This is a genomic window from Micromonospora lupini (genome assembly GCF_026342015.1).
Lineage (GTDB): Bacteria > Actinomycetota > Actinomycetes > Mycobacteriales > Micromonosporaceae > Micromonospora > Micromonospora lupini_B.
In genome coordinates, this window is the sequence record NZ_JAPENL010000002.1 from 1,097,993 (window position 1) to 1,121,076 (window position 23,084).

Annotated in this window: 20 protein-coding genes, 1 tRNA gene and 1 other RNA gene; 9 read left to right on the forward strand and 13 right to left on the reverse strand. The window is 70.9% G+C overall.

Annotated features, from left to right (window positions below):
* Positions 1-5 precede the first annotated feature (5 nt).
* Positions 6-1,508: an MFS transporter gene (locus OOJ91_RS19965; RefSeq protein WP_266247044.1), complete on the reverse strand. Its 1,503-nt coding sequence runs from the start codon at positions 1,506-1,508 to the stop codon at positions 6-8.
* A gap of 107 nt (positions 1,509-1,615) precedes the next feature.
* Between OOJ91_RS19965 and OOJ91_RS19970 the strand changes: the two genes are divergently transcribed.
* Complete coding sequence (locus OOJ91_RS19970) at positions 1,616-2,260, forward strand: HNH endonuclease family protein (RefSeq protein ID WP_266247046.1); 645 nt, start codon at positions 1,616-1,618, stop codon at positions 2,258-2,260.
* Complete coding sequence (locus tag OOJ91_RS19975) at positions 2,257-2,631, forward strand: hypothetical protein (RefSeq protein WP_266247047.1); 375 nt, start codon at positions 2,257-2,259, stop codon at positions 2,629-2,631. Before OOJ91_RS19970 ends, OOJ91_RS19975 begins: the two co-directional genes overlap by 4 nt.
* A gap of 121 nt (positions 2,632-2,752) precedes the next feature.
* On the opposite strand, the gene OOJ91_RS19980 is transcribed toward OOJ91_RS19975, so the two are convergent.
* The 9 genes from OOJ91_RS19980 to OOJ91_RS20020 form a co-directional block, all read right to left on the reverse strand.
* The gene (locus tag OOJ91_RS19980) at positions 2,753-3,853 is read right to left on the reverse strand and encodes an ABC transporter ATP-binding protein (protein ID WP_266247050.1); all 1,101 of its coding nucleotides are present in this window, start codon (positions 3,851-3,853) and stop codon (positions 2,753-2,755) included.
* Positions 3,850-4,836 (reverse strand): ABC transporter ATP-binding protein, encoded by a 987-nt coding sequence (locus OOJ91_RS19985; protein ID WP_266247051.1) that lies wholly within the window; start codon positions 4,834-4,836, stop codon positions 3,850-3,852. The genes OOJ91_RS19980 and OOJ91_RS19985 overlap by 4 nt, the downstream gene beginning before the upstream one ends.
* 55 nt (positions 4,837-4,891) lie before the next feature.
* Entirely contained in the window at positions 4,892-5,851 is a 960-nt protein-coding gene (locus OOJ91_RS19990; protein ID WP_439117121.1) for an ABC transporter permease, read from the reverse strand.
* A gap of 86 nt (positions 5,852-5,937) precedes the next feature.
* The gene (locus OOJ91_RS19995; protein ID WP_266247053.1) at positions 5,938-6,945 is read right to left on the reverse strand and encodes an ABC transporter permease; all 1,008 of its coding nucleotides are present in this window, start codon (positions 6,943-6,945) and stop codon (positions 5,938-5,940) included.
* Between the two features lie 98 nt (positions 6,946-7,043).
* Positions 7,044-8,717: an ABC transporter substrate-binding protein gene (locus tag OOJ91_RS20000; RefSeq protein ID WP_266247056.1), complete on the reverse strand. Its 1,674-nt coding sequence runs from the start codon at positions 8,715-8,717 to the stop codon at positions 7,044-7,046.
* Between the two features lie 229 nt (positions 8,718-8,946).
* Positions 8,947-9,405 (reverse strand): hypothetical protein, encoded by a 459-nt coding sequence (locus OOJ91_RS20005; protein ID WP_266247057.1) that lies wholly within the window; start codon positions 9,403-9,405, stop codon positions 8,947-8,949.
* Between the two features lie 61 nt (positions 9,406-9,466).
* Complete coding sequence (locus tag OOJ91_RS20010) at positions 9,467-13,453, reverse strand: golvesin C-terminal-like domain-containing protein (protein ID WP_266247058.1); 3,987 nt, start codon at positions 13,451-13,453, stop codon at positions 9,467-9,469.
* A 105-nt stretch (positions 13,454-13,558) separates the two neighbouring features.
* Positions 13,559-14,152 carry a recombination mediator RecR gene (gene recR / locus OOJ91_RS20015; RefSeq protein WP_007466277.1) on the reverse strand — a complete coding sequence of 198 codons (594 nt, stop codon included), beginning with the start codon at positions 14,150-14,152 and terminating at the stop codon, positions 13,559-13,561.
* 8 nt (positions 14,153-14,160) lie between these two features.
* A complete protein-coding gene (locus OOJ91_RS20020; RefSeq protein WP_266249772.1) occupies positions 14,161-14,469 on the reverse strand; it encodes a YbaB/EbfC family nucleoid-associated protein in 309 nt (102 codons plus the stop codon).
* A 203-nt stretch (positions 14,470-14,672) separates the two neighbouring features.
* On the opposite strand from OOJ91_RS20020, the gene OOJ91_RS20025 reads away from it, so the two are divergent.
* A complete protein-coding gene (locus OOJ91_RS20025; RefSeq protein WP_266247059.1) occupies positions 14,673-15,350 on the forward strand; it encodes a DUF998 domain-containing protein in 678 nt (225 codons plus the stop codon).
* 100 nt (positions 15,351-15,450) lie between these two features.
* Here the strand turns inward: OOJ91_RS20025 and OOJ91_RS20030 are convergent, their stop codons facing one another.
* Both OOJ91_RS20030 and ffs read right to left on the reverse strand, forming a co-directional pair.
* Positions 15,451-18,966, reverse strand: coding sequence for a DNA polymerase III subunit gamma and tau (locus OOJ91_RS20030; protein WP_266249773.1), 3,516 nt, complete (start codon positions 18,964-18,966; stop codon positions 15,451-15,453).
* Between the two features lie 189 nt (positions 18,967-19,155).
* An RNA gene (gene ffs, locus OOJ91_RS20035) (signal recognition particle sRNA small type) lies at positions 19,156-19,245 on the reverse strand.
* A gap of 82 nt (positions 19,246-19,327) precedes the next feature.
* Here ffs and OOJ91_RS20040 point away from each other — a divergent pair.
* Positions 19,328-19,412, forward strand: a tRNA-Ser gene (locus OOJ91_RS20040).
* Positions 19,413-19,534: 122 nt separating this feature from the next.
* A complete protein-coding gene (locus tag OOJ91_RS20045) occupies positions 19,535-20,371 on the forward strand; it encodes a class I SAM-dependent methyltransferase (protein WP_266247061.1) in 837 nt (278 codons plus the stop codon).
* A 10-nt stretch (positions 20,372-20,381) separates the two neighbouring features.
* On the opposite strand, the gene OOJ91_RS20050 is transcribed toward OOJ91_RS20045, so the two are convergent.
* On the reverse strand, positions 20,382-20,627 hold the full coding sequence (locus OOJ91_RS20050; RefSeq protein ID WP_266247063.1) for a flavin reductase: 246 nt from the start codon (positions 20,625-20,627) through the stop codon (positions 20,382-20,384).
* Between the two features lie 196 nt (positions 20,628-20,823).
* Between OOJ91_RS20050 and OOJ91_RS20055 the strand changes: the two genes are divergently transcribed.
* The 4 genes from OOJ91_RS20055 to OOJ91_RS20070 all read left to right on the forward strand — a co-directional run bounded on the left by OOJ91_RS20055 (position 20,824) and on the right by OOJ91_RS20070 (position 23,020).
* Positions 20,824-21,591, forward strand: coding sequence for a helix-turn-helix domain-containing protein (locus tag OOJ91_RS20055; protein WP_266247065.1), 768 nt, complete (start codon positions 20,824-20,826; stop codon positions 21,589-21,591).
* On the forward strand, positions 21,582-21,773 hold the full coding sequence (locus OOJ91_RS20060; protein ID WP_266247067.1) for a DUF397 domain-containing protein: 192 nt from the start codon (positions 21,582-21,584) through the stop codon (positions 21,771-21,773). The genes OOJ91_RS20055 and OOJ91_RS20060 overlap by 10 nt, the downstream gene beginning before the upstream one ends.
* 105 nt (positions 21,774-21,878) lie before the next feature.
* Entirely contained in the window at positions 21,879-22,433 is a 555-nt protein-coding gene (locus OOJ91_RS20065) for a hypothetical protein (protein WP_266247070.1), read from the forward strand.
* A 92-nt stretch (positions 22,434-22,525) separates the two neighbouring features.
* A complete protein-coding gene (locus OOJ91_RS20070) occupies positions 22,526-23,020 on the forward strand; it encodes a hypothetical protein (protein ID WP_323178578.1) in 495 nt (164 codons plus the stop codon).
* Positions 23,021-23,084 lie beyond the last annotated feature (64 nt).

Sequence of the window (23,084 nt, forward strand, 5' to 3'; positions counted from 1 at the left end):
CTCCCTCAGCCCCGGCGGGCCGGGGGTGTGGCGGCCGGCATCGAGTGACAGGGCTGCGACGGCGGGGCCGCCCGGGGCGGCCGGTGCACCAGCACGAGGGCCAGCACCGCGCCGGCCAGCAGCAGTCCCGCGCACCAGGCAAGCGCTCCCCGGAACGCGTCGGTCAGCTCGGTCTTCTGCTCGTACCCGCCGCCGGAGAGACCGACGAGCAGCGGCAGCGCGGCCACCGCGAGCAGACCGCCCGCGCGGGACGCGGCGTTGTTGAAGCCGCTTGCCACCCCGGAGAACCGGTCCTCGACGGCCGCGAGCACCGACGCGGTGAGCGGCGCCACCACCAGGGTCAGACCGAGGCCGAAGAGCAGCACCCCGGGCAGCACGTCGGTCAAGTACGACGCTCCCGGGCCGACGCCGCGCAGCAGCAGCAGACCGGCCGCGGCCACCACCGGCCCGACGGCCAGCGGCAGCCGGGGTCCGATCCGCGCCGACAGCGCGCCCGCCCGCGCCGACCCGACGAGCAGCAGCACAGTCATCGGCAGCAGCGCGATCCCGGTGCGGAAGGCCGACCACTCGACCACGTTCTGCAGGTAGACGGCGAAGAAGAACGTGAACCCGTTGAGCGCCGCGTAGACCACGACCGTGAAGATGTTCAGGACTGAGAAGAGCCGGCTGCCGAACAGCCCGGTGGGCAGCATCGCCGTGTCGCCGCGCCGCCGTTCCACGAGCACGAAGGCCACCGCGGCCAGCAACCCGACCAGTGCGGCGATCAGCACCGACGCCGAGGCGAACCCCCGCGCGGGCGCATCGATCAGGGCGTACGTGACACCGGCGAGCGCGAGCGCGCCGAGCAGCGCCCCGGCGACGTCGAACCGGCGTCGCGTCCGGCCCGGCCCCTGCGTCCGGGAGGCGTTCTCGTCCCGGCTCTCCGGCACCCAGCGGACGGTGGCAAGCACCACGAGCACGGCGATCGGCACGTTCAGGAAGAAGATCCACCGCCACGACAGCGCGTCGATCAGCCAGCCACCGAGGAACGGGCCCAGCGCGGTGGACACACCGGACAGCCCGGCCCAGGCGCCGATGGCCTTCCCCCGGTCGTCCGGGTGGAAGCTGGCCTGGAGCACCGACAGGGAGCCCGGGGTGAGCAGCGCGCCGCCGGCGCCCTGGAGGAACCGGGCCCCGATCAGCCAACCGGTGCCCTGGGACAACCCGCACAGCACCGACGCCAGGGTGAACCACACCACCCCGATCAGGAAGATCCGTCGTCGGCCGAAGCGGTCCCCGAGCGCACCGCCGAGCAGCACGAACGCCGCCAGCATCAGCAGGTAGCCGTTCACGGTCCACTGCAGATCGGCGACGTCGGCCCCGAGATCCTGGCCGAGTTTCGGCAGCGCCACGTTGACGACTGTGCTGTCGAGGAAGACCATGCCGGAGGCGAGCACCGCGGCGAGCAGCGTCCCCCGGCCGGCGGCGGTGCCCATTCTAAGAGCGGGCGACGGTACGGCTGTGGTCATCCCACCAATCTGCCTTGCAGGATGTGGGAGACGCCGCGAAACGCCGAAACCGTGCCCGGGTACTGTGCGCAATCGCCGGGAGCCCGCAAGCTGGAGAGGTGTCGTCTGTGCGTACCAGATCAGGACCGCGCGCGGCGGTGACCGCGCTCGTCGCGGCGCTGGCGCTCGGCGTAGCCGGTTGCGTCCCTCCGGACGAGACGGGAGCGCCGCCCCCACCGACTGACGGCGGCAACGCGGCACAGCAGCTGGGCCAGCTGACAGTCGCCAACGCCGCCTCGATGAAGGGCTACAGCCGGGACCGCTTCCCGCACTGGCGGAACACCGGGAAGAACTGCGACGTGCGGGACAGCATCCTGCAACGCGACGGCAAGGACGTGAAGCTGTCCGGCTGCAACGTCGTCGGCGGTCGCTGGGAGAGCGCGTACGACGGCCGCAGCGCCACCGACCCCTCCGACGTGGACATCGACCACATGGTGCCGTTGGCCAACGCGTGGCGCTCGGGCGCCGACGAGTGGGACGACGCGAAGCGCGGCGACTTCGCCAACGACACGACCCGGCCGCAGCTCCTCGCGGTTTCCGCGTCCTCCAATCGGGCAAAGGGTGACCAGGACCCGTCCCAGTGGAAACCGGCGAACCGGTCGTACTGGTGCCAGTACGCCAAAGACTGGGTGACGGTCAAGCACCACTGGCGGCTGACGGTGACAAGTGCCGAGAAGGCCGCCCTGACCGACATGCTGGAGGGCTGTAGATGAGCGAGGGAGCTGCCACAGGCGCCGCGCCGGCCACGGCCGGGATGACCGCCGACGGCACGGCCGACACCTCGGCCGCGGTGCCGGGGGCCGGCATGGTCGCGGACACCGACGGCGCGGGTGGCGCGCAGAGCCGCACTGCCGACATCGTGCCCGGTCCGGGCGGGGTGATGACCGACGAGGTCGGGGTGGTCACCGGCGAGCTGACCCTGCGCACCGAGTACGCCGACGGCAAGGTCACGCTGCGGGTGCAGTACAAGGACGCGGACGAGTGGTACGCGGTGACAGGCGGCTCGGTCCCGCTCGGCGACCCGGCGGGGCTTGACGCGGTGCACGCCGTGGCGGTGGCCCTGCTGCACCGCCCGGAGGGCTGACGCCACAGCCGTCGACCCGTGCCACCGGGGGCCGTCCTGTCGACAGGACGGCCCCCGATGTCGTCACGGCGCCGGATCACCCCAATGCTCGTCACGGCGTCGGGATCACCTCACTGCGTCGTCACGGTGTCGGGATCAACTCGCCCGGCGGGTCGAGCGGGCCGGTGCCCTCGGCCGGGCGGACCAGCTCCACCTCGACCTCGTGCGGCCGGATCCGGCCGGCGGCGATGTCCTCGGCGAAGTGGCAGGCCACCCGGTGCCCGTCGACCACGTCGCGCAGCGCCGGCCGCTCCTCGGCGCAGCGGGTCGGCTGCGCCCACGGGCACCGGGTGTGGAACCGGCAGCCCGACGGCGGGTTGGTGGGCGAGGGCAGGTCGCCGGCGAGCAGGATGCGCTCCCGACGGTCCTCGACGACGGGGTCGGGCACCGGGACCGCGGACATCAGCGCCCGGGTGTACGGGTGCATCGGCTCGCGGTAGAGGTCGTCGCTGGACGCCTCCTCCACCAGACCACCCAGGTACATGACGCCCACCGTGTCGGCGATGTGCCGGACCACCGCCAGGTCGTGCGCGATGATCAGGTACGTCAGGCCCCGCTCGTTCTGCAGGTCCTCGAGCAGGTTGAGCACCTGCGCCTGGATCGACACGTCGAGTGCGGAGACCGGCTCGTCGGCGACGATCAGGTCCGGGTTGAGCACCAGGGCCCGGGCGATGCCGATCCGCTGGCGCTGACCACCGGAGAACTCGTGCGGGTACTTGCTGAGGGCCGACGCGGGCAGGCCCACCGCCTCCAGCGTCTCGCGCAGCCGCCGGTTCGTCTCGGCCTTGTCGCCGGCCAGCCCGTGGGCCTTCAGGCCCTCCACGAGCAGCGACTCCACCGACTGACGAGGGTCGAGGCTGGAGAGCGGATCCTGGAAGATCATCTGCATGCGGCGGCGGGCGTGCCGCATCGCCTCGCCCTTGAGCGAGCGGACGTCGGTGCCGTCGAAGACGATCTCGCCCTCGGTGGGCTCGACGAGCCGGAGCAGGCCGCGGCCCAGCGTCGACTTGCCGCAGCCCGACTCGCCGACCAGGCCGTACGTCTCGCCCTTGCGGATGCTCAGCGACACGCCGTCCACCGCGTAGACGTACCCGACGGTCCGGTCGAAGAGCAGGCCGCTCTTGATCGGGAAGTGGACCTTGAGGTCGCGCAGTTCGACAAGGGGTCCGGTCTGTTCGGTCATCGGACCGCCACCTCCTCGGAAACGGGGTTGTTGCAGCGCAGGTCGCCGCCGGTGGCGGTGGGTTCGAGCGGCGGCGGCCCCTCAAGGCACGCGTCCACGACGTTGTCGCAGCGCGGGGCGAACGCGCACCCCTCGGTCCACGGGATGTTGTCGGAGACCGACCCGCGGATGGCGTGCAGCCGCTCACCGCGCGGAGAGTCCAGCCGTGGCACCGAGTTGAGCAGCCCGTGGGTGTACGGGTGCCGGGCGTGCGCGAACAGCTCGTGCCGGCGGGCCCGCTCCACGACCTTGCCGCCGTAGAGCACGTTGACGGTGTCACAGAGCCCGGCCACCACGCCCAGGTCGTGCGTGATCATCACGAGTGCGGTGCCGGTGTCGTCGACCAACTGCTTGAGCAGGGTGAGGATCTGCGCCTGGATGGTCACGTCGAGCGCGGTGGTCGGCTCGTCGGCGATCAGCAGTCGAGGCTTGCAGGCCAGCGCGATGGCGATCAGCGCGCGCTGGCGCATCCCGCCGGAGATCTGGTGCGGGTACTCGCTGAGCCGCCGTTGCGGGTCGGGAATCCCGACGGCGTCGAGCAGGTCCCGCGCCTCCCGCAGCGCCTGCTTGCGGTCCCGGCCCTGGTGGCGTTCCAGCACCTCGGCCACCTGGACGCCGATCGGGATGACCGGGTTCAACGACGACAGCGGGTCCTGGAAGATCATGCTGATCTCGCGGCCACGCCTGTCGCGCATGTCGTCCGGTCGCAGCTTCAGCAGGTCGGTGCCGTCGAAGAGCACCTCGCCACTGACCTTGTTGCCCCGCTTGGGCAGCAGGCCCATGATAGCCAGGCTGGTCACGCTCTTGCCGCAGCCGGATTCGCCGACCAGGCCGACGGTCTGCCCCGGCTCCACGGTGAAGCTGACCTTGTCGACTGCGGTGAAGGGCCGCTCGCCCCGCCGCTGGAACACGACGCTCAGGTCACGGACGTCGAGCAGGCTCATCGGGTCACTTCCTCTCGCCGACTCACGCCGGCCGTGCTTGTTACGCGCACCGCGGTCACCGCCGGTTCTTCGGGTCGATCGCCTCGCGCATCGCCTCACCCAGCAGGGTGAAGCCGAGCGCGACCACGATGATCGCGAGCGCCGGGAAGTACGCCAGCTCCGGACGGACCTCGAAGTAGCGCTGACCGTCCACGCCGAGCATCAGGCCCCACTCGGCACGGTTGATGTCCGGGTCGCCGAGGCCCAGGAAGGAGAGCGCCGCGGCGTCCAGGATGGCCACCGCGAAGGTCAGGGTCGCCTGCACGATGACGGCGGTCAGCGAGTTGGGCAGCATGTGCCGCAGCACGATGTTGCGCTGCTTGACGCCGAGCGCGCGGGCGGCGAGCACGTGGTCGCTCTCCCGCTGGGCCAGCATCGAGCCGCGCAGCAGTCGGGCGAAGATCGGCACGTTGACGATGGCCACCGCGAAGATGACAGTCCACTGGCTCGACCGGCTGGCCATCGCGACCAGGGTGATCGCCAGCAGCAGGCTCGGCAGGGCAAGCATCACGTCGGTGAGTCGCATCAGGACGACGTCTACCCATCCGCCGAACGCGCCGGCGACCGCGCCGATCAGCACGCCGAGTGCCAGACCGATGAGGGTGGCGAGCACACCCACGAACAGCGTCTGCCGGGCGCCGTAGATCATCCGGGACAGGAAGTCCCGGCCGAGCGGGTCGGAGCCGAACGGGAATTCGCTGCTGGAGCCCGGGATGCTGTCCACTGTGAGGTTCTTCGTCAGCTCGTCGAAGCGCTGCACCGGATCGTGCGGGGCGATCAGCGGGGCGAAGATGGCCACCAGGATGAACAGTCCGACGATGCTGGCGCCGACGATGGCGACCGGGTTGCGCCGCAGCCGGCGCACGGCGTCGCGGACGAGGCTGACGCCACCGCGGCCGGACGCGCTGGCGCGGGCCAGCTCCTCCAGCCGTGCCTTCTTCCGGTCGCCGAGCACGCCTATGCTGCGCTCGCTCATGCCGGGGCGGGGCGTGTCGTCCCCACTGGCGGGCTTGTCGTTCCCGCTGCGGGGCGTCGGCGCTCCGGCCTGGGTGATGGGGTCACTCATCGCACACGCACCCTGGGGTCGATGAAGGCGTAGGAGAGGTCGACCAGCAGGTTGACCACCACGAAGACCAACGCGGCGAGCAGGATGATCGCCTGAAGCACCGGGTAGTCCCGGCCGCCGGTGATCGAGTCGGTGATCAGCGTGCCGATGCCACCCCAGTTGTAGACCTTCTCGGTGAGCACCGCGCCGGAGAGGAGCGCGCCGGTCTGCAGGCCGATGGTGGTGACCACCGGGAGCAGCGCGTTGCGCAGGATGTGTCGGCCACGGATGGTGCGGTGCCGCAGGCCCTTCGCCTCGGCGGTCCGCACGTAGTCCTCGTTGAGGACGTCGAGCACGCTGGCCCGGGTGATCCGCACGATCACCGCCAGCGGGATGGTGGCGAGCGTGATCGCCGGCAGGATCAGGTGCCACAGCGCGTCGGCACTGGCGTCGAACTCCCTGGTGAGCAGCCCGTCGAGCACGAAGAAGCCGGTGACGTGGGTGTTGTCCAGACCCGTGGTGAGCCGCCCGGACGGCGGGAACCAGTGGATGTTCTGCGTGAAGACGTCCTTGAGCAGGTAGCCCAGGAAGAAGATCGGGATGGAGATGCCGAGCAGGGTGCCGGCGATGGTGAGGTTGTCCGGCCAACGTCCACGCCAGCGGGCGGCGAGGTAGCCGAGTGGCACCCCGAGGCCGACGGCAATGATCATCGCGACGAGGGCCAGCTCGATGGTGGCCGGGAAGGCGCGGCTGATGACCTCGGTGACCGGGTCACCGGTCCGTATCGAGTTGCCGAAATCGCCGGTCAGCACGCGCTGCATGAACTTGCCGTACTGCACCAGGATCGGCTGGTCGTAGCCGAGCGCCTTGGTCAGCAGGGCCCGGCGCTCGGGCGTGGCCCGCTCGCCGAGCAGCGCCTCGACGGGGCCACCGGGCAGGTTCCGCAGCCAGATGAAGATCAGCGCCGACAGCGCCATCAGGGTCACCACCAGCTGCAACAGCCGGCGGACTATGACTCGCAACATCTCTCACACACCAGACTCTCGATGAATCGCGGATCGGCCCGGGCCGGGAGGAACCCCGGACCCGGGCCGATCACGCCTACGGCCTCAGCCGAGGGACGTCACTTGCCGACGCTTACCGTGTTGAATCGCTCGTCGGTAAGGGGGCTGGCCACCATGCCCTTGACATCCTTGGTGACGACGATGGCCGGCGGGGCGTGCCAGAGCGGCACGGCCGGCAGCCACTTGGCGGCGATGTCCCGGTTGACCTGCTCCCAGGCCGCCTTCTTGCCAGCGTCGTCGACGGTGGCGTCGGCCTTGGTGATCGCCTCGAACATCTCGGTCATCGACTGGTCGCCGAACTCGACCTTGGCGCGGCCGAAGAACGTGCCGACGAAGTTGCCCGGGTCGTTGTAGTCACCGGTCCAGCCGAGGATGTGCAGGTCCTGCTTGCCGAACTGCTGCACGTCGTCCTTGAAGCCACCGTTCCACGGGCGAGGCACACCGTTGACCTTGATGCCCACGGCCTGGAGGTCGTTGGCGAGGACGGTGAAGATCTCCTGCGGGTTCGGCATGTACGGCCGGGAGACGTCCGGCGGGTAGTAGAAGTTAAGCGTCAGACCCTCGGCGCCGGCGTCCTTGAGCAGCTGCTTGGCCTTGTCCGGGTTGTACTCGTACTTCTGCACGTCCGGGGCGTAGCCGAGCACGGTGTCCGGCATGAACTCGTCGGCGACCTTCGCGCCACCCGGGCCCTTGGTCTGCACCAGCTGCTGGCGGTTGAGCGCGTAGGCGATCGCCTGGCGCACCCGCAGGTCCTTGAGCTTCGGGTTCTTCTGGTTGAGGCCCAGGTAGAGGACGTTGAACGCCGGGCGGTTGATGACCTGGAAGCCCTCGCCCTCCAGCGCCTTGCGGTCGGCCGGGGCCGGGAAGTCGATGCCCTGGACCGTGCCGGCGCGGAGCTCCTGCTTACGGGTGCTCTCGTCCTTGATGATCTTGATGATCACCTTGTCGACCTTGGCCTTGTCACCGAAGTAGTCCGGGTTCCGGTTCAGGGTGATCTCGTTCTTGGCCTTGTCCCAGCCACCGAAGGTGAACGGGCCGGTGCCGACCGGGTTGGTGGTGGCGAACGCGCTGTACTCGAACGAGTCGCCGTTCTGCTTCACCGTGTTGGCGTCGTACTTCTTCAGCGCCTCGGGGCTCGCGATCGACAGCGAGGTCAGCGCGAAGGCGCCGGGGAAGGCACCCTTGTACTTGTTCAGGGTCAGGACGGCGGTTCCGTCGTCCTTGGCCTCGCACTTGTTGTAGATCGACTCGCCGGCACCCTCGGCCTCGTTCTTGGCGAACCCGCCGAAGGTGTCCATGTAGTAGATCATCTGGGACTGGGCGGCAGCGCCCTTCATGTTGTACCAGCGGTCGAAGTTGAAGCAGACCGCGGCAGCGTTGAACGGGGTGCCGTCGTGGAACTTCACGCCCTGGCGCAGCTTGAACGTCCAGACCTTGCCGTCCGGGTCGTGCTCCCAGCTCTCGGCCAGGCCGCCCTGCAGCTCCGCGGTGCCCGGCTTGTGGCTCACCAGGGTGTCGAACATCTGCCGGACCGGCCGGAACGACTCACCGTCGTCGTTGAAGATCGGATCGAAGTTCTTCGGGTCACCGGCACCCGCGAAGATGAAGGTGCCGCCAGTCTTGGCCTCGCCACTGTCGCCGTCGCGCTCGCTCTTCGCGCAGCCGGCCGCGCCGACCGCCAGAGCGGCAACGGCCGCGATGGCCACGGCCGCTTTAAGCCTTCTCGCCTGCATCTCTCACCTCTGTCATGCGCATGACCACGCCGAGCTGTGGCTCGGTCCGTGTGCGGGAGGCTATGACATGTCACACGTAAAGAGGAACGGCCGTCAGGCAATCGCTACCAAGCCGACACCTTGTGCGGACGTCTGACAGTCGACAGCACGGCGAATACCTGGAGCGACACATCAATCCGACGCCACGACGCCAGCCGTCGACTCCGGGTGTCGACGGCCTCGGGGCGTGTCAGGAGGGCGACGGCCTGGCGACGGGTGGTGGGCAATCGGCAAGCCGCTCGACGGCCGAACCCGCCGTGGCCGTGCCCAAGTCGTGGAAGCTCACGCGGTGGCAGGCGTCCACGTAGCTCGCTCCGAACAACGTGCCGACCGGGGCGGACCCGTACACGACCACCACCAGGTCGGGAGTCCGGTGCACCTGCCGAACCTGGACCTGGGCACCCTCCGCGGCCGCCGCCAACCGTTCGTCGGTCGGCGCCGGGTCGCCGGTGGCGACCACCGCTGCGCCGTACGCCTGGGCGTCACGGGTCACGGCGGCTTCGGCCGCGGCCTCCTCCGCGTGGCTGTCCGCGGCCAGTCGCCGGCTCCCCACCTCGATCGCCACGGTGACGCCACCAAGGGCAAGCGCCAGCACGGCCACCAGCACCGCCGGGGCCCAGGACCGCTGGGCCGGCCGCCGCGTCGCCACTCGCCACCTCCAGAGGTACGCCGGTGGGCCCGCGCTCGTCACGCAGGCCCACCGGATCGACTCAGTTGTATCCCACCGCCGACAATCGTGACGTCACGGCGTTGGCGTATGTCACCGCGCCCGTGTCCTTCGGGTGGAAGGAAGCCCGGCTGATGCAGACGTTCAAGCCTGCCGTGATCCAGCCGACGCAGTTCGCGTAGGTGTCGTCGGTGACCATCTGGAAGTCGCCCTCACCCTCCGGGCCGACGACCAGCGCATTGATGTCGTCAGGTACGAGGATGTCGTGGCTGGCGTCGTACTTGCGGCACGTCCCGTGGTCGAGCATGCCGTCCACCATGTCGGTGAATTGCACCTTCTTCCCGGCGGCGCGTGCCGAGTCCGCCATCGTCCGCTCCGCGTCCCGCATGTAGAGCGCCAGCCTGTTGATCATCGCCATCTCACCAGCGGTGTACCTGTTGAAGACGCACGAGTCCTGGTAGTAACTCGCGAAGATGCGGGGATAGCCGACCACCATGATGGTGGCGTTGGGCGCCTTCGTGGACACCGCGTTGATCAACTGACGCACCTCGAGCTGTGCGTTGTCGATCCGCTGCTGGACGGTCGCCTCGTAGGCCGCGGTGTCACAGGCATCCTCCGCGCACGTGCTCATCGTGAGAGGGAACTTGGCGTCGTTGCCGCCGGCCGAGAGCAGCACCAGGGTCGTGTTGCCGTCCAGCACGCCGGACTCGATCTGGGACATCTCCCGGAACTGCCCCTCCGCGTCGAACCCGTACCCGCCGATATCGTCGGGTGGGTCTTGCCAGTAGTAGGGCGTGCTCGTGCTGCCCATTTTTGCTGCCGTCGATCCGGAGCAGGTGACGTTCTGGAAGTCAAGACTCTGGTCGTGGCCGGCCAGCCGGCTGGAGATCGAACTCGACGAACCGGGAAGGCGGGTCAAGAGCGGCCAGGCCTTGGTGCTGCGGCGGCAGGCGTTCCACGCGTGGTTGCCGTAGTTGTTGTCCGTCTCGTAGTAGTAGCTGCCGACGCCCTCACCGGAGCCGTACGAGTCACCCATTGCCACCACGAAGTGCCGTGGCTTGGCGCTCAAGGGGACGAACGCGAGAGCGTCCCACGCGATGTCCTCGGTGCCGTTGCCGTCCTCGGTGATGTTGTTCAGCTCCACCGACTGAGCGCCCGCGTTGGAGAACTGGTAAGTCCCCAGAGTCACCCAGCGGTGTTCCTCGGTCCGCGTGGGGATGTACCGGGCCTTCTGCCCCGCCCCCGTGTTGATCACGTACTTCGCCTGCTGGGTGTGCGCGCCATGGTCGGGGATGTGCACCATGACCTTGGCCCAGCCGTTCAGCCGGGTGGTCGGCGTCCATCGCCCGGTGACCTTCTCTGGCGCCGCGTCGGACTTCTGGGTGTGCGCGTGCCAGAAGTGACCGCCGAACCCGCCACCGATCTGGTGGGTGTCCACCTTGCCGGGATAGATGGTCACGTTGTTCGGCCCGACACGGGAGGGATAGCTGAACGAGAACTTCCCTGCCGGCGTGAAGTCCCGCTGGCAGCCCTGAGGGCCGAGTGGGACCGCGCTGTCGATGTCGTCGATGATCAGCGCGTTGCTCGGCAACCCGTCCCGACTGCACTGCGAATCGTAGATGCTGGATCCGTACGGACGGGGCTCGACGCTTGTGTACCGCCGGTTCTCCAGCCCACAGTTGATCGAGCAGTCCGTCCAGGTGACCGACGAGTGCCACCAACACTTCAGGTCGTCCCGGGTGCACGGGCCCGGCTCCTCCGTCGGATAGTCGCCCGGCACCTCCGACGCGTTCGGGTCGCATTCGTTCTGGGCCGGCACACAGAAGGTGAACCGGGACGGCTGGGCGACGAGTTTGTTGCGCTCCTGCGCCGTGGCATACGTCGGACTGTAGTTACCGGTCTCGTAGTTGTAGCGGCGCAGCGAGGTGTAGGCGAAGCCCATCACCCGCTCCGGATACGACCAGTGGTTCGGGTGCTTGGCATTGTCGTAACCGACCTGGTCGTCCACCGGAGGGTTGGCGCTCGGCACGTCCAACGGCTGGGTCAGGAACATCTTCCGGTCTGCCGGGAAGTTGGGGTTGGAGGGGTTGTTGGCCCAGCCCACCCCCCACGGCGCGGTGGGGCTCGCCGGGATCTGGTTGTAGAAACCGGTGTTGTACGCCCAGATGGCGAACCACCAGTTCTCGATGTACCTCGCGTCACCGTTGTTCGCGATCAGCCCGGAGTTTCGGGTCTGGTTCCACTTGTCCTGCAGAATCCGCAGACCGGCTGCGACGTTCACCGCGTAGTCCAGCGCCACCGCCTTCTGCTTCGTCGCGTCCCACTGGACGCCCGCGATCCACTGGTCGGTGTCGCTCTTCCGCATCCCGGAGGTCACCTGACCAACGCCGTAGCCGCAGTCGGTCTTCGTCCAGTCGATCTTTGTGTAGTCCGGGTTCGCCAGATCCAGCCCGTAGTAGCCGAGGCTGGTCAGCGGATTCCCGGCCAGGCCGTCCACGACGTGGAAACTGGCCTGCCACAGGTTCGACTCCTGCGCGAGGATTCCCAGGAACACCTGCGCCGGCACGTTGCCTCCACCGGCGAGCGTCGTCGACGGGAACATTGCCTGCGGCGAGTAGGCCGGCAGGCCGTTGTTCGCCCAGTTGGCCGCCCGCTGGAAGGTCAACTGTCCACGTACCGCGAGGTCGGCAGCCCACTCCACCTGCTCACGGGTCGGCTGGTAGACCTGGATGGCCGGATCGTTGCGGCGTACCGCGCAGGAGCCGTCGAGGTCGTACGCGACGGTCTCCGGGCTCGGGTCGGCGAGCGTGGTCGTCTTTCCCGCCGCCCCGGCGGGCGCGGCCGTCTGCCCGCCGACCCCGCTCGGCGGCAGTACCGAGAAGGCGACATCGCCTCCCGTACGCAGACGAGCCTTGATGTCGACCCGGTCCGTCTGCCCGTCGCTCGGCGCACCCGCGACCGACCCGGCGGCCTCCCGGCCAGTGACGGCCCTGGTCAGCACCAGGTCGCCGGTGCGGGAGACGTCGCTGTCGGGTGGCGCGTCGATAGTGCTCCACCGCGAGGGCAGGCGCTTGCCCACGAGCCGACCGCCGGCCCGGCCGCCCACGGCGAAGACTCGGCCTTCACCCCCGGCCCGCAGCTTGACGGTGCCCGTCGGGACAGTCGCCACCGGCACCAGCCGACCACCGGCCATCCGGGCGAGATCGACCTCGTCTCCCCGGGCCACCTGGAGCGCAACGTCCCGGGGGCCGTCCGCCATCAACCGGAACGGGGATCCTCCGGTCCGCAGGGTTGCCCGGACCGCCCCTCGGCGGTCGAGGGTGAGCAGTGCGTCACCCTTGGCGGCGATGATGGCATCACCGACGGGGATGGCCGAGCTGAGCTGACCCGGCTCCACCGTCTTCTGCACGGCGAGCGGCTTGCGGGTGTCGACGGTGGTCAGTACGGTCCGCGCCGCCGTGCCGGCTCGCGGCGATGCCGGTAGCTCCAGGCGGGACAGCACCGCCGTCTCCCCCGCCCCGCAACCGGGATTGTGATAGGCCAGGGAGTAGCGTTCGGGCAACGTGGTGACCGCGCCCGTGTCCAGGTCGACAACCGCCGCGAAGGCCCCCGCGTTGAGCATGTTCTCCCGGTTGGTGAATTCACGGGGTGCGTAGACCGCCACCGCGCGTCGACCGGAGCCGGTCAGGCAGACCTGCCCGATCCACTGGTCCGTCGGCAGGCCGCGTCCGCCGAGCGTGGCGGCCGTCCGCCAGTGGTACGCCTCCTTGGAGTCCGCCACCAGCACGTGCAGGCCGGTCTCGTCGGACGAGGTGGTGACGACCCGGTCGGTGGAACGCTTCCAGGTGGCGCCGAGCCGTCGGTCGGGATCGAGGATGCGGTCCGGGTCGGCCGGCCGGCCCGGGTCGGCCGGCCGGTTGACGGAGGTCGTTCGGGAGGGGTCGACGGAGGCGGCCGAGGCCGCCTGTTGAGACGGGACCAGCGGTGTCAACACCGCGAGTCCCAGTAGGGGAGCGAGGAACCGACGCACGGTGACCTCCGTCGCGAGATGCGGAGAGAAGAGCCACCATCCTCACGACGGATCTCACCGTGGCGTCATCACCGGCTCACCGATCGCACATCACCGGCCGAGGGATCAGACCGCTCGACGGCCCTCGAAGGCCCGGCCCAGTGTGATCTCGTCGGCATACTCCAGGTCGCCCCCGACCGGCAGCCCGCTGGCCAGCCGGGTCACCGCGATGCCCATCGGCTTCACCATCAGCGCCAGATAGGTGGCGGTCGCCTCGCCCTCGGTGTTCGGGTCGGTCGCCAGGATCAGCTCCCGGACCGCGCCGCCGCTCAACCGGGTCATCAGCTCCCGGATGCGCAGGTTGTCCGGGCCGATCCCCTCCAGCGGATTGATCGCGCCGCCGAGCACGTGGTAGCGACCGCGGAACTCACCTGTCCGCTCGATGGCCACCACGTCCTTGGGCTCCTCCACCACGCACAGCACCTCGTCGGTGCGGCGCTGGTCGCGGCAGATCCGGCACTGCTCGGACTCGGCCACGTTGTAACAGGTCGTGCAGAAGCGCACCAGCTCCTTGACCTTGCGCAGCGCGCCGGCCAGCCGGGTGACGTCGGCCGGGTCGGCCGACAGGACGTGGAACGCGATCCGCTGTGCGCTCTTCGGGCCTACGCCCGGCAGTCGCCCCAGCTCGTCGATCAGATCCTGGATGGCGCCCTCGTACATCTGCCGGCTCAGAAACCGGGCAGGCCGAGGCCGCCCATGCCGCCGGCGACCGGACCCATCTTGCGCTCGGTCAACTCGCGCGCGGCCTCGGCGGCGTTGTGCACGGCCGCGACCACCAGGTCCTCAAGCGTCTCCACGTCGTCCGGGTCGACGGCCTTCGGGTCGATCTTGATGGTCTTCAGCTCACCGGAGCCGGAGACGGTCGCGGTGACCAGCCCTCCGCCGGCGGTGCCGGTCAGCTCGGCCTCGGCCAGCTCGGCCTGGGCGGCGGCGATCTGCTGCTGCATCTTCTGCGCCTGCTTCAGCATCTGCTGCATGTTGGGCTGTCCACCTGGGCGCACGGATGGCTCCTTCTCGCGCTCGTCTGCTCGGCCGCCGACCAGCCTAACCGCTGGGACCGACCACGCCCCGCCCGGTGCGTCCGCCCACGCCGAGCCCTCCGGGGTACGCCTACCCCTACCCCGAACCGGCCATCTGCGGGTAGTGCGCGGCGACCCGTCGCGCTGGTGTGCTCGACGGCATGAACCTCAACCGCACCGGCCGCGTCGGCGCGCTCTGCTGGGTGACGGCCGTACCGATCTTCCTGGTCGCGAGCCTCGTCACAGGTCTGCGCTGGCACGACCCGGCCTACAGCTGGGCCACCCACAACATCAGCGACCTCGGCAACGCGCACTGCGGGATCTGGGACACCACCCGACCGCGCTACGTCTGTTCGCCCTGGCACCCGCTGATGAACGCCGCGACGCTCGCCACCGCCGTCCTGCTCGCCGCCGGGCTGCTGCTGACCTGGCGGCTCCTCGGTCGCGGCGCCGTGGTGCGCTCGGCGCAGACCCTCCTCCTGCTGGCTGCCGGCGGGTACGCCCTGGCGGCCCTCAACCCCGCCGACGTCGATGAGAACCGGCACGTCCTCGGCGCATTCCTGATCATGGGAGTGGGCAACGTCGGCCTGCTCCTCGCCGGCTTCGCGCCGAACACCACGGTGCTCGGCCGGTGGCGAGGGCTCACCGTTGCCGCCGGGCTCACCGCGCTGGCGGGAACCGTACTGTTCTTCGCCCAGCAGGGCTTCGGGATCGGCGTCGGCGGCATGGAACGCGTAGCGGTGCTGCCCTTTCCGGTGTGGGCCTGCTGCCTGGGCGCCCTACTCGCCGAAACCCCCGCTGACCGGCCCGCACAGAGCCGCTCGGCCGCGCCGACCTGACGTGGCTGAGCGGCACGGGCACGGCGATCGTTGGCACTTCAGCGAGGCGGTGCTCGGCGTGTCGAGTCGCTCAACTGCCAACGATCAAGGGGACGAGGGCCTAGCGGGCGTCGACCTCGTCGATCTTCTCGGCCCCGAAGGTATCGCGCAGCAGCCGTACCGCCTGCTCCTCGCTCGACTCCCGGGCGGTCTTCTCGTCGATGACCTCGTCCAACGGCTCGTCGCCCGGGTCGAACCCCTCGTAGGTTGGGGTCGCCGCCGGTGCCGCGCCACCCGGCCGTCCGCCACGCTGCGGGCCGTCGAAGTCCGGGTCGTAGGGAGGTTCGCCGGCCCACTCGGCGTCCGCGACGGGCCGGGCAGCCGATGCGGTACGCGGACCGCGTCCCGCCGCCGCCGCGCGAGCCGCGGCGATGGCGCTGCTCACCGGGGCGCCACCGGCTGTCGCCGGCTGCCGGGCCGCCGGTGTCGGGTTGGCCGCCCGCGCGTCCGGCCTACCGGTCGTCGAACCTGTGCCACCTGGACTGCCGCCGTTGGAGCCATGGGAGCCGTTGGCCGCACCGGGGCCGGCAGGGCCGCCAGCACCGTTCGTGCTGAGCGGCACGGGTGCTGAGCCGGAATCGCCAGGGACACCGTTGCCCGTGGCGGCGCCGCCGGGTCGGGCGGCTTCCGGCCAGTCCTCGTCATCCGTGGCTGGGGCATCCGTGGCCGGGGCAGGAGCGTTGCCGCCGGGACGGGCCGCCTCCGGCCAGTCGTCCTCATCGGCAGCCGACTCGGCGGGCTGCCCGCCGCCCTGGTTTCCAACACCGTGACCGGTCGATCCGTCCGCACCGACACCGCCACGCGAACCCGGGCCGGCAGTACCTGCCGAGTTCGCTCCGGTGAACGCTGCGTTCGTCGGGCCGGCGGCGGTAGGCGCGTTCGCCGAGACGTGCGTGGTCGACGCGCCGCCCGTCGGCCCGGCACCCGGCGCAGCGGCGTGCACGGTCGACGCGCCGCCCGTCGGCCCGGCACCCGGCGCAGCGGCGTGCACGGTCGACGCGCCGCCCGTCGGCCCGGCACCCGGCGCAGCGGCGTGCGCGTTCGACGCGGGCGGGGCGCCCGTCGGCCCGGCACTCGGCGCAGCGGCGTGCACGGTCGACGCGCCGCCCGTCGGCCCGGCACCCGGCGCAGCGGCGTGCACGGTCGACGCGCCGCCCGCCGGCCCGGCACCCGGCGCAGCGGCGTGCACGGTCGACGCGCCGCCCGCCGGCCCGGCACCCGGCGCAGCGGCGTGCACGGTCGACGCGCCGCCCGCCGGCCCGGCACCCGGCGCAGCGGCGTGCACGGTCGACGCGCCGCCCGCCGGCCCAGCACTCGGCGCAGCGGCGTGCGCGTTCGACGCGGGCGGGGCGCTCGTCGGCCCGGCAGCGGGCGCGTTCGGTGGGTTGGACGGCGAGGCCGCCACGGTCGGCGCCGCTGGGCGGGGCGGCGAGGCCGGCTGCGAGCGCGGCTGGCCGGACAGCGACACGCCACCCCGCTCGCCGGCCACCTCGCAGCGGATCTGCCAGCGTCCGCCCAACTCCTCGTAGAGCGCGTCGGTCAGCACCGCCGCGTGGTCGGCCATCATCTTGGCCAGCACTGTGGACTTCACCGTCAGCACCAGCATGTCGCCGTCGAGTTCCCGCACGACCGCGTCGCGCATGAGGGCGGCGATCCGCTTGTTGGTCCGGTTGACCTTGCCGACCACGTCGGGCCAGACCCGGCGGACCGCTACCGCGTCCAGTGCGGCGGCCGGCGCTCCGGGGCGGGGCGGCACGGGTGTCGCCGGGTCGGGCAGCACCGCCGACGGCGGCACCACGCGACGCGGGGCCGGCGAGCCGGTGCCCGGTCCGGCGGGCGAGACGGGTGCGGCCGGGTCAGCGGAGGTAGACGCCGACGCGCCGGGCGATCCCGGAATCGGTGAGTCGGCCCCCGAGGGGGCATACGAGCCCGGTGCGCCCGTGGCACGAGCCCCCGAGCCCGCAGCGCCCGAACCGGCAGCGCCCGAGCCGGCAGCGCCCGAGCCGGCAGCGCCCGAACCGGCAGCGCCCGAACCGGCAGCGCCCGAACCGGCAGCGCCCGAACCGGCAGCACTCGAACCGGCAGCGCCCGAACCCACAGCGGCCAAGCCAGCGACGCCCAAGCCCGCAACGCCCGAACCGGCAGCGCCCGAACCCACAGCACCCGAACCCACAGCACCCGAACCTGCAGCACCCGAACCTGCAGCGCCCGAGGCGGTTGGGCCCGCAGCGCCTGTGGACCGCGTGCCCGGGGTCGGGGACGCGGTCGGGTCGACGTCCCACGGCGGTGCGGAGGTCGGGGCGTCGGCGGGTGCCGGGGTGGCGGCAGCCGGGACGGGAGGGGCGTGCTGTGGGCGTACTCCTGGGTGGGCCGCTGGCGCGGAGCCGGCGGCAGCCGACGGCGCGTCGGTGCCGCTCAGGGTGAGCCGGCGTTCCATCCGTTCGAGGCGCTGGAGCAGGCCGCCTGTGGAGTCGTCCACGCCGGGCAGCAGCATCCGGGCGCAGATCAGCTCCAGCAACAGGCGGGGCGCGGTGGTGCCGCGCATCTCGACCAGGCCGTCGTGCACGATGTCCGCGCAGCGGGAGAGCGTGGCCGGGCCGAGCTGCGAAGCCTGGGCGGCCATCCGCTCGATCTGGTCGGCGGGGCCGTCGATGAGGCCCTTCGCGGCGGCGTCCGGCACCTGCTGGATCACGATGAGGTCGCGCAGCCGTTCCAGCAGGTCCGACGCGAACCGGCGCGGGTCGTGCCCGGCCTCGGCGACCCGGTCGACGGTGCCGTACGCGGCGGCGCCGTCACCGGCGGCCAGCGCGTCGCACATCTCGTCGATGAGCGCGGCGTCGGTGACCCCGAGCAGCGCGGCGGCCCGTGCGTAGCTCACGCCCTCCGGGCCGGCGCCGGCGATGAGCTGGTCGAGCACGGAGAGGCTGTCCCGGGCGCTACCGCCACCGGCGCGGACCACCAGGGGGAAGACCGCCGGCTCGACGGCGACGCCCTCGGCCTGGGTGAGCTGCTCCAGGTACGGGCGGAGGACCTTCGGCGGGATCAGTCGGAACGGGTAGTGGTGGGTCCGCGACCGGATCGTGCCGAGGACCTTCTCCGGCTCGGTGGTGGCGAAGATGAACTTGACGTACTCCGGGGGCTCCTCGACGAGCTTGAGCAGGGCGTTGAAGCCCTGGGTCGAGACCATGTGCGCCTCGTCGATCACGTAGATCTTGAAGCGGCTGCTGGCCGGCGCGAAGAACGCGCGCTCCCGCAGCTCCCGGGCGTCGTCGACACCGCCGTGGCTGGCCGCGTCGATCTCGATCACGTCGATCGAACCGGCGCCGTCGATGGCAAGCGAGCGGCACGACTCACACTTGCCGCACGGCTCCGGGGTGGGGCCCTGCTCACAGTTGAGCGAGCGGGCCAGGATCCGGGCGCTGGAGGTCTTGCCGCAGCCACGGGGGCCGGAGAAGAGGTAGGCGTGGTTGAGCCGCCCGCTGCGCAGCGCCTGCGACAACGGCTCGGTGACGTGCTCCTGCCCGATGACCTCGGCGAAGGTACGCGGCCGGTACTTGCGGTAGAGCGCCAGCGTCACTCGTCCCGCCTCCTCTCGACCGAGCCATTCTGCGCCGGTCGGGCGCGGCTGACCACCCACCCCGCCGGGCAGCCCGGGTTGCTGCGGGTTGCCGCGCTTGATCGACTCCACCTCGGCGACGTGGCGGTATCCACGGCCCAGAACAGCCCCACATCGGCGACCTGGAGTGGATCAAGGCGCCGGAGACGAAAAGGCCTCCCGTGCACCCGGCAGAGCTCGCTTATCCTTGCTGCCTTCCGGCCCTGGGGAGGTTCACGAGATACCGCCGCACGGGAGGTGACGCCAACCCTACCCGACGGCCCGTCGATCTTCAGGGGGTGGTGGGGTGGCCCGGTCGGCGAGGGCCTGTATCCTGGCTCGCGGAGGATTCGCCTAGAGGCCTAGGGCGCACGCTTGGAAAGCGTGTTGGGTTTACACCCTCACGAGTTCGAATCTCGTATCCTCCGCTCTCCTGAGCAGGAAAAACGGCAGGGCCGGCCCCCACGGGGACCGGCCCTGATTCGTCAGCCGACGCGCCTCGACCGAATATCGGTCGGCCCGGGTCCACCCCTGTGGTCTCATCGACATCGTGGCTGACGCGGCGTGGGAGTGGGACGAGACGTTGTTCGCGGGCACCGCACGCCACTACAGCGTGGGCCGGCTGCCCTATCCACCCGAACTTGCCGAGGCGATCCGCGCCGCGCTCGACCTCGACGGCACCGGTCGCCTCCTGGACGTCGGCTGTGGCCCCGGCTCGCTGACGCTGCTGCTCGCGCCACTGTTCGAGGCGGCGGTGGGGGTCGACCCCGACCGGGGCATGCTCGTCGAGGCGCAGCGCAGAGCCGACGCGGCACGGACCGCAAACGTCGAGTGGCGGCACCTGCGCGCCGAGGCGCTGCCGGCCGACCTGGGTACGTTCCGGGTGGCCACGTTCGCGCAGTCGTTCCACTGGATGGATCGGCCGCTCGTGGCCCGCCGGGTCCGCGACATGCTCGCGCCGGACGGGGCCTGGGTCCACGTCAGCGCCAACACGCACCAGGGTGTGACCGGGGACGACCTGCTGCCGTACCCCCGCCCGCCCTGGCCGCAGATCAACGAGTTGGTCGCGCGCTACCTGGGGCCGGTCCGCCGGGCCGGTCAGGGATCGCTGCCCTCGGGCACTCCCAGCGGCGAGGGGGAGATCATGCTCGCGGCGGGCTTCACCGGCCCCACCCGGGTCACCGTCGAACAGGGGATGGTCGTGGAACGCTCGGTCGACGAGACCGTCTCGGCCGTGTTCTCGCTGTCCAGTTCGGCACCGCACCTGTTCGCCGACCGCCTCGCCGCCTTCGAGGCCGACCTGCGCGAGCTGCTGACGGCGGCGGCGCGTGCGGGCCGCTTCGCCGAGCGGCGACGGGACGTGGACATCATCATCTGGCGCCCCTGACGAAAGGCCCTCACCCCCGGGCGCGGGTCCAGGAGAGGAAGCGTTCGGTGAGCCGGGTCGGGTCGACGTCCCGGAGGTGTTCACAGGCCTCGGCCTGGAGCGTCGCCAGGTAGACGGTCAACGCCAGCCTGTCGTGCCGGTACTCCCCGAGCAGCCGCAACTTAGCCGCCGAGCAGGGCCAGGCGATGCCGCACGCCGCGCAGCGCCAGGTGGGACGGGTGGGCAGGTGGTTCCGGTTGCGGCGGCGGCGGGGCAATTCGGGCCTCCTTCGCGGTGGAAGGGGCCGCCCCGCCCTTCCCGCCGGGGCGACCCCTGACTGACGTCGGCCGCCGGGCTGCTGCGCCTCCACCGGCCTCGCCGTCTTCTGTGGACCACCCTGGGGCGCGTAATCGGACAAGTACACCCCGTAGCTATATGGTCTTCAGATATTCGAGACATCCGATGGAGGAGCCATGAACGACGCTCTGCGGGTGGCGCTCAACGACACCGGGCACACCACCGAATCCCTCGCCGAGACAGTCGGTGTCGACCCGAAGACCGCGGCGCGCTGGTTGACCGAGGGGCGCATCCCGCATCCTCGGCACCGGTTCGCGGCAGCGGAAGCCCTCCACAAGGACGTGTCGGACATCTGGCCGGACACTTCAAGACGTCGTGACCCCATCTGGTTTCGTCCGTGGCAGGAAATCGAGCGCGAGGCGGTGTCGCTGCGCTCGTACGAGTCGACGGTCCTGCCGGGGTTGCTCCAGACCGAGGCGTACGCCCGCGCGGTGCTCGGCGGCGCGGGCCTGATCCCGCGAGGCGAGATCGAGAGGCACCTCACGGTGCGGCTCAACCGCCAGGGCGTGCTCAGGCGGGACGACCCGCCCCAGTTCACGGCGGTCATCGACGAGGCGATCCTGCGCCGGCCGGTGGGCGGCCGGGCGACAATGCGCGACCAACTGCTGGCCGTCGTCGCGGCGTGCGCGGAGCCGCACGTCCGGGTGCACGTCGTGCCCAGCACGGTCGGCGCGTACGCCGGCCTCAACGGGCCGTTCGTGATCGCCAACAGTCACGACCACCGGGTCGCCGGCTACCTCGACAACCAGCTCCAGGGACACGTGGCTAGCGACCCGGACGACATCGCGGCCATGATGGCGGCATGGGAGAACGTGCGCGGCGAGGCGCTGTCCCACTGGCAGTCGGTCGAGCTGATGACGGAAGTGGCGGAGACATGGAGCTGAACGGCGCCCGGTGGCGCAAGAGCAGCCGCAGCAGCGGCAACGGCGGCAACTGTGTCGAGGTCGCCGCCAACCTGCCCGGCGTGATCGGCATACGGGATTCCAAGGACCCGAGCGGGCCGGCGCTCACCTTCGGGCCGACGGCCTGGCGCGCGTTCGTCACCCACCTCCCCCACCGCGCCTGACGCCCGCATCGCCACAGCTGGCACCGGTAGCGTGCCAGGGAACGGCGGACCCGGAACCCGTCGTACACACGTTCTATCCACAGGCTGTGGACGGCGGAGGGTTCGATGGGTTACCAGCTCAGCGCGGTGGTCGCGGACGCGGACCTGCTCCGCGAGCAGACCGCCGAGCTGGATCACGCGGTCCTGGGCGAGCTGCGGCAGGACTTCGCGCTGCTGCCGATCACCCCGCAGTTGGTGGTGGAGCTGACCGGGTCGCTGCCGGACTACGCGACTGACGACCGCAGCGCCGCGCAGCCGTTCGGCCTGATGCTGTCGCCGGCGCTGGTCGAGCCGCTGGCACGCTGGTCGCGGTCAGGGCCGGTGGCGTACGTGGAGGCCGAGTTCGGCGGGGGCGTCGGTCACCAGGCGGCGGCGGTGTGGCTGGGCGGCGCGCCGTCCTGGGGTCCGCGCTTCGACGACGTTCTCGATGCGCCGCGCGACGAGTGGCCGATCAACGCGGCGCTGGTCCGGCTCGGCGTCGAGCGCGGGGCGTGGATCGATCCGTTCGCCGAGGTGGGCCTGCACCTGGAGCGCAACACCGACGGGTGGCTGGCGCACGGGCGGCGGCGACTCAGCGCCGACTACTGGGACGAGCTTGTCGAACAGTGGGAAAACCGGTAATCCGGCGACGGGCAGCAACCTGAGCGGCCCCATCCCGTTGGGGACTGGGGGATTCCATGAAATTGCGACAATTCGCGTTTATTGCCATGCTGCTGACTGCTGCCTCGATCGCGGGCAGCGGTACGTCGCCGCCCAGCCCGATGCCGCCGAACCGGCCCGCCGGCAACGTCGAGATCATCGACCTGAACGGCCTGCGCAACATCGAGTTCGGCGACACCGAGGCCGAGCTGACCCGTCGGGGCGCCCTGCGCACCGACCAGGACGCCTGCGGCCCGGTGCTCACCGGCCACGACACGGTCAGCCCGGTCTTCGTCGAGGACAGACTGGTGCTGCTGTGGGTCGGTGACCCGATGCGCACACCTGAGGGCATCACTGCCGGCTCGCCGATCGACGAGGTCTGGGCCCGCTACCCGTCGGTCACGCGGCTACCGGCTCCACAGGGGACGCACCGGCTCGACGGGCTGCTCGCCCGCAGCGGCGACCGCGCGTACCTCTTCCTGCACGACGGACGCACGGTCCGAAAAACCATCGCCGGGTACGCCGACTGGGCCCGCCGCCTCTTCGACGAGGGCGCCGGACCCTGCTGACCCGTCCGACGCCCACCCCGCCACGTCAGGCGGCCGGTCCGCTGTGGACCGCCCGCCCGGCCCG

Coding starts and splice junctions, on each gene's coding strand:
- OOJ91_RS19965 (WP_266247044.1), bottom strand. CDS start 1,508: ATGACCACAGCCGTACCGTCGCCCGCTCTTAGAATGGGCACCGCCGCC.
- OOJ91_RS19975 (WP_266247047.1), top strand. CDS start 2,257: ATGAGCGAGGGAGCTGCCACAGGCGCCGCGCCGGCCACGGCCGGGATG.
- OOJ91_RS19980 (WP_266247050.1), bottom strand. CDS start 3,853: ATGACCGAACAGACCGGACCCCTTGTCGAACTGCGCGACCTCAAGGTC.
- OOJ91_RS19985 (WP_266247051.1), bottom strand. CDS start 4,836: ATGAGCCTGCTCGACGTCCGTGACCTGAGCGTCGTGTTCCAGCGGCGG.
- OOJ91_RS19990 (WP_439117121.1), bottom strand. CDS start 5,851: ATGAGCGAGCGCAGCATAGGCGTGCTCGGCGACCGGAAGAAGGCACGG.
- OOJ91_RS19995 (WP_266247053.1), bottom strand. CDS start 6,945: ATGTTGCGAGTCATAGTCCGCCGGCTGTTGCAGCTGGTGGTGACCCTG.
- OOJ91_RS20000 (WP_266247056.1), bottom strand. CDS start 8,717: ATGCAGGCGAGAAGGCTTAAAGCGGCCGTGGCCATCGCGGCCGTTGCC.
- recR (WP_007466277.1), bottom strand. CDS start 14,152: ATGTACGAGGGCGCCATCCAGGATCTGATCGACGAGCTGGGGCGACTG.
- OOJ91_RS20020 (WP_266249772.1), bottom strand. CDS start 14,469: ATGCAGCAGATGCTGAAGCAGGCGCAGAAGATGCAGCAGCAGATCGCC.
- OOJ91_RS20025 (WP_266247059.1), top strand. CDS start 14,673: ATGAACCTCAACCGCACCGGCCGCGTCGGCGCGCTCTGCTGGGTGACG.
- OOJ91_RS20055 (WP_266247065.1), top strand. CDS start 20,824: ATGAACGACGCTCTGCGGGTGGCGCTCAACGACACCGGGCACACCACC.
- OOJ91_RS20060 (WP_266247067.1), top strand. CDS start 21,582: ATGGAGCTGAACGGCGCCCGGTGGCGCAAGAGCAGCCGCAGCAGCGGC.
- OOJ91_RS20065 (WP_266247070.1), top strand. CDS start 21,879: ATGGGTTACCAGCTCAGCGCGGTGGTCGCGGACGCGGACCTGCTCCGC.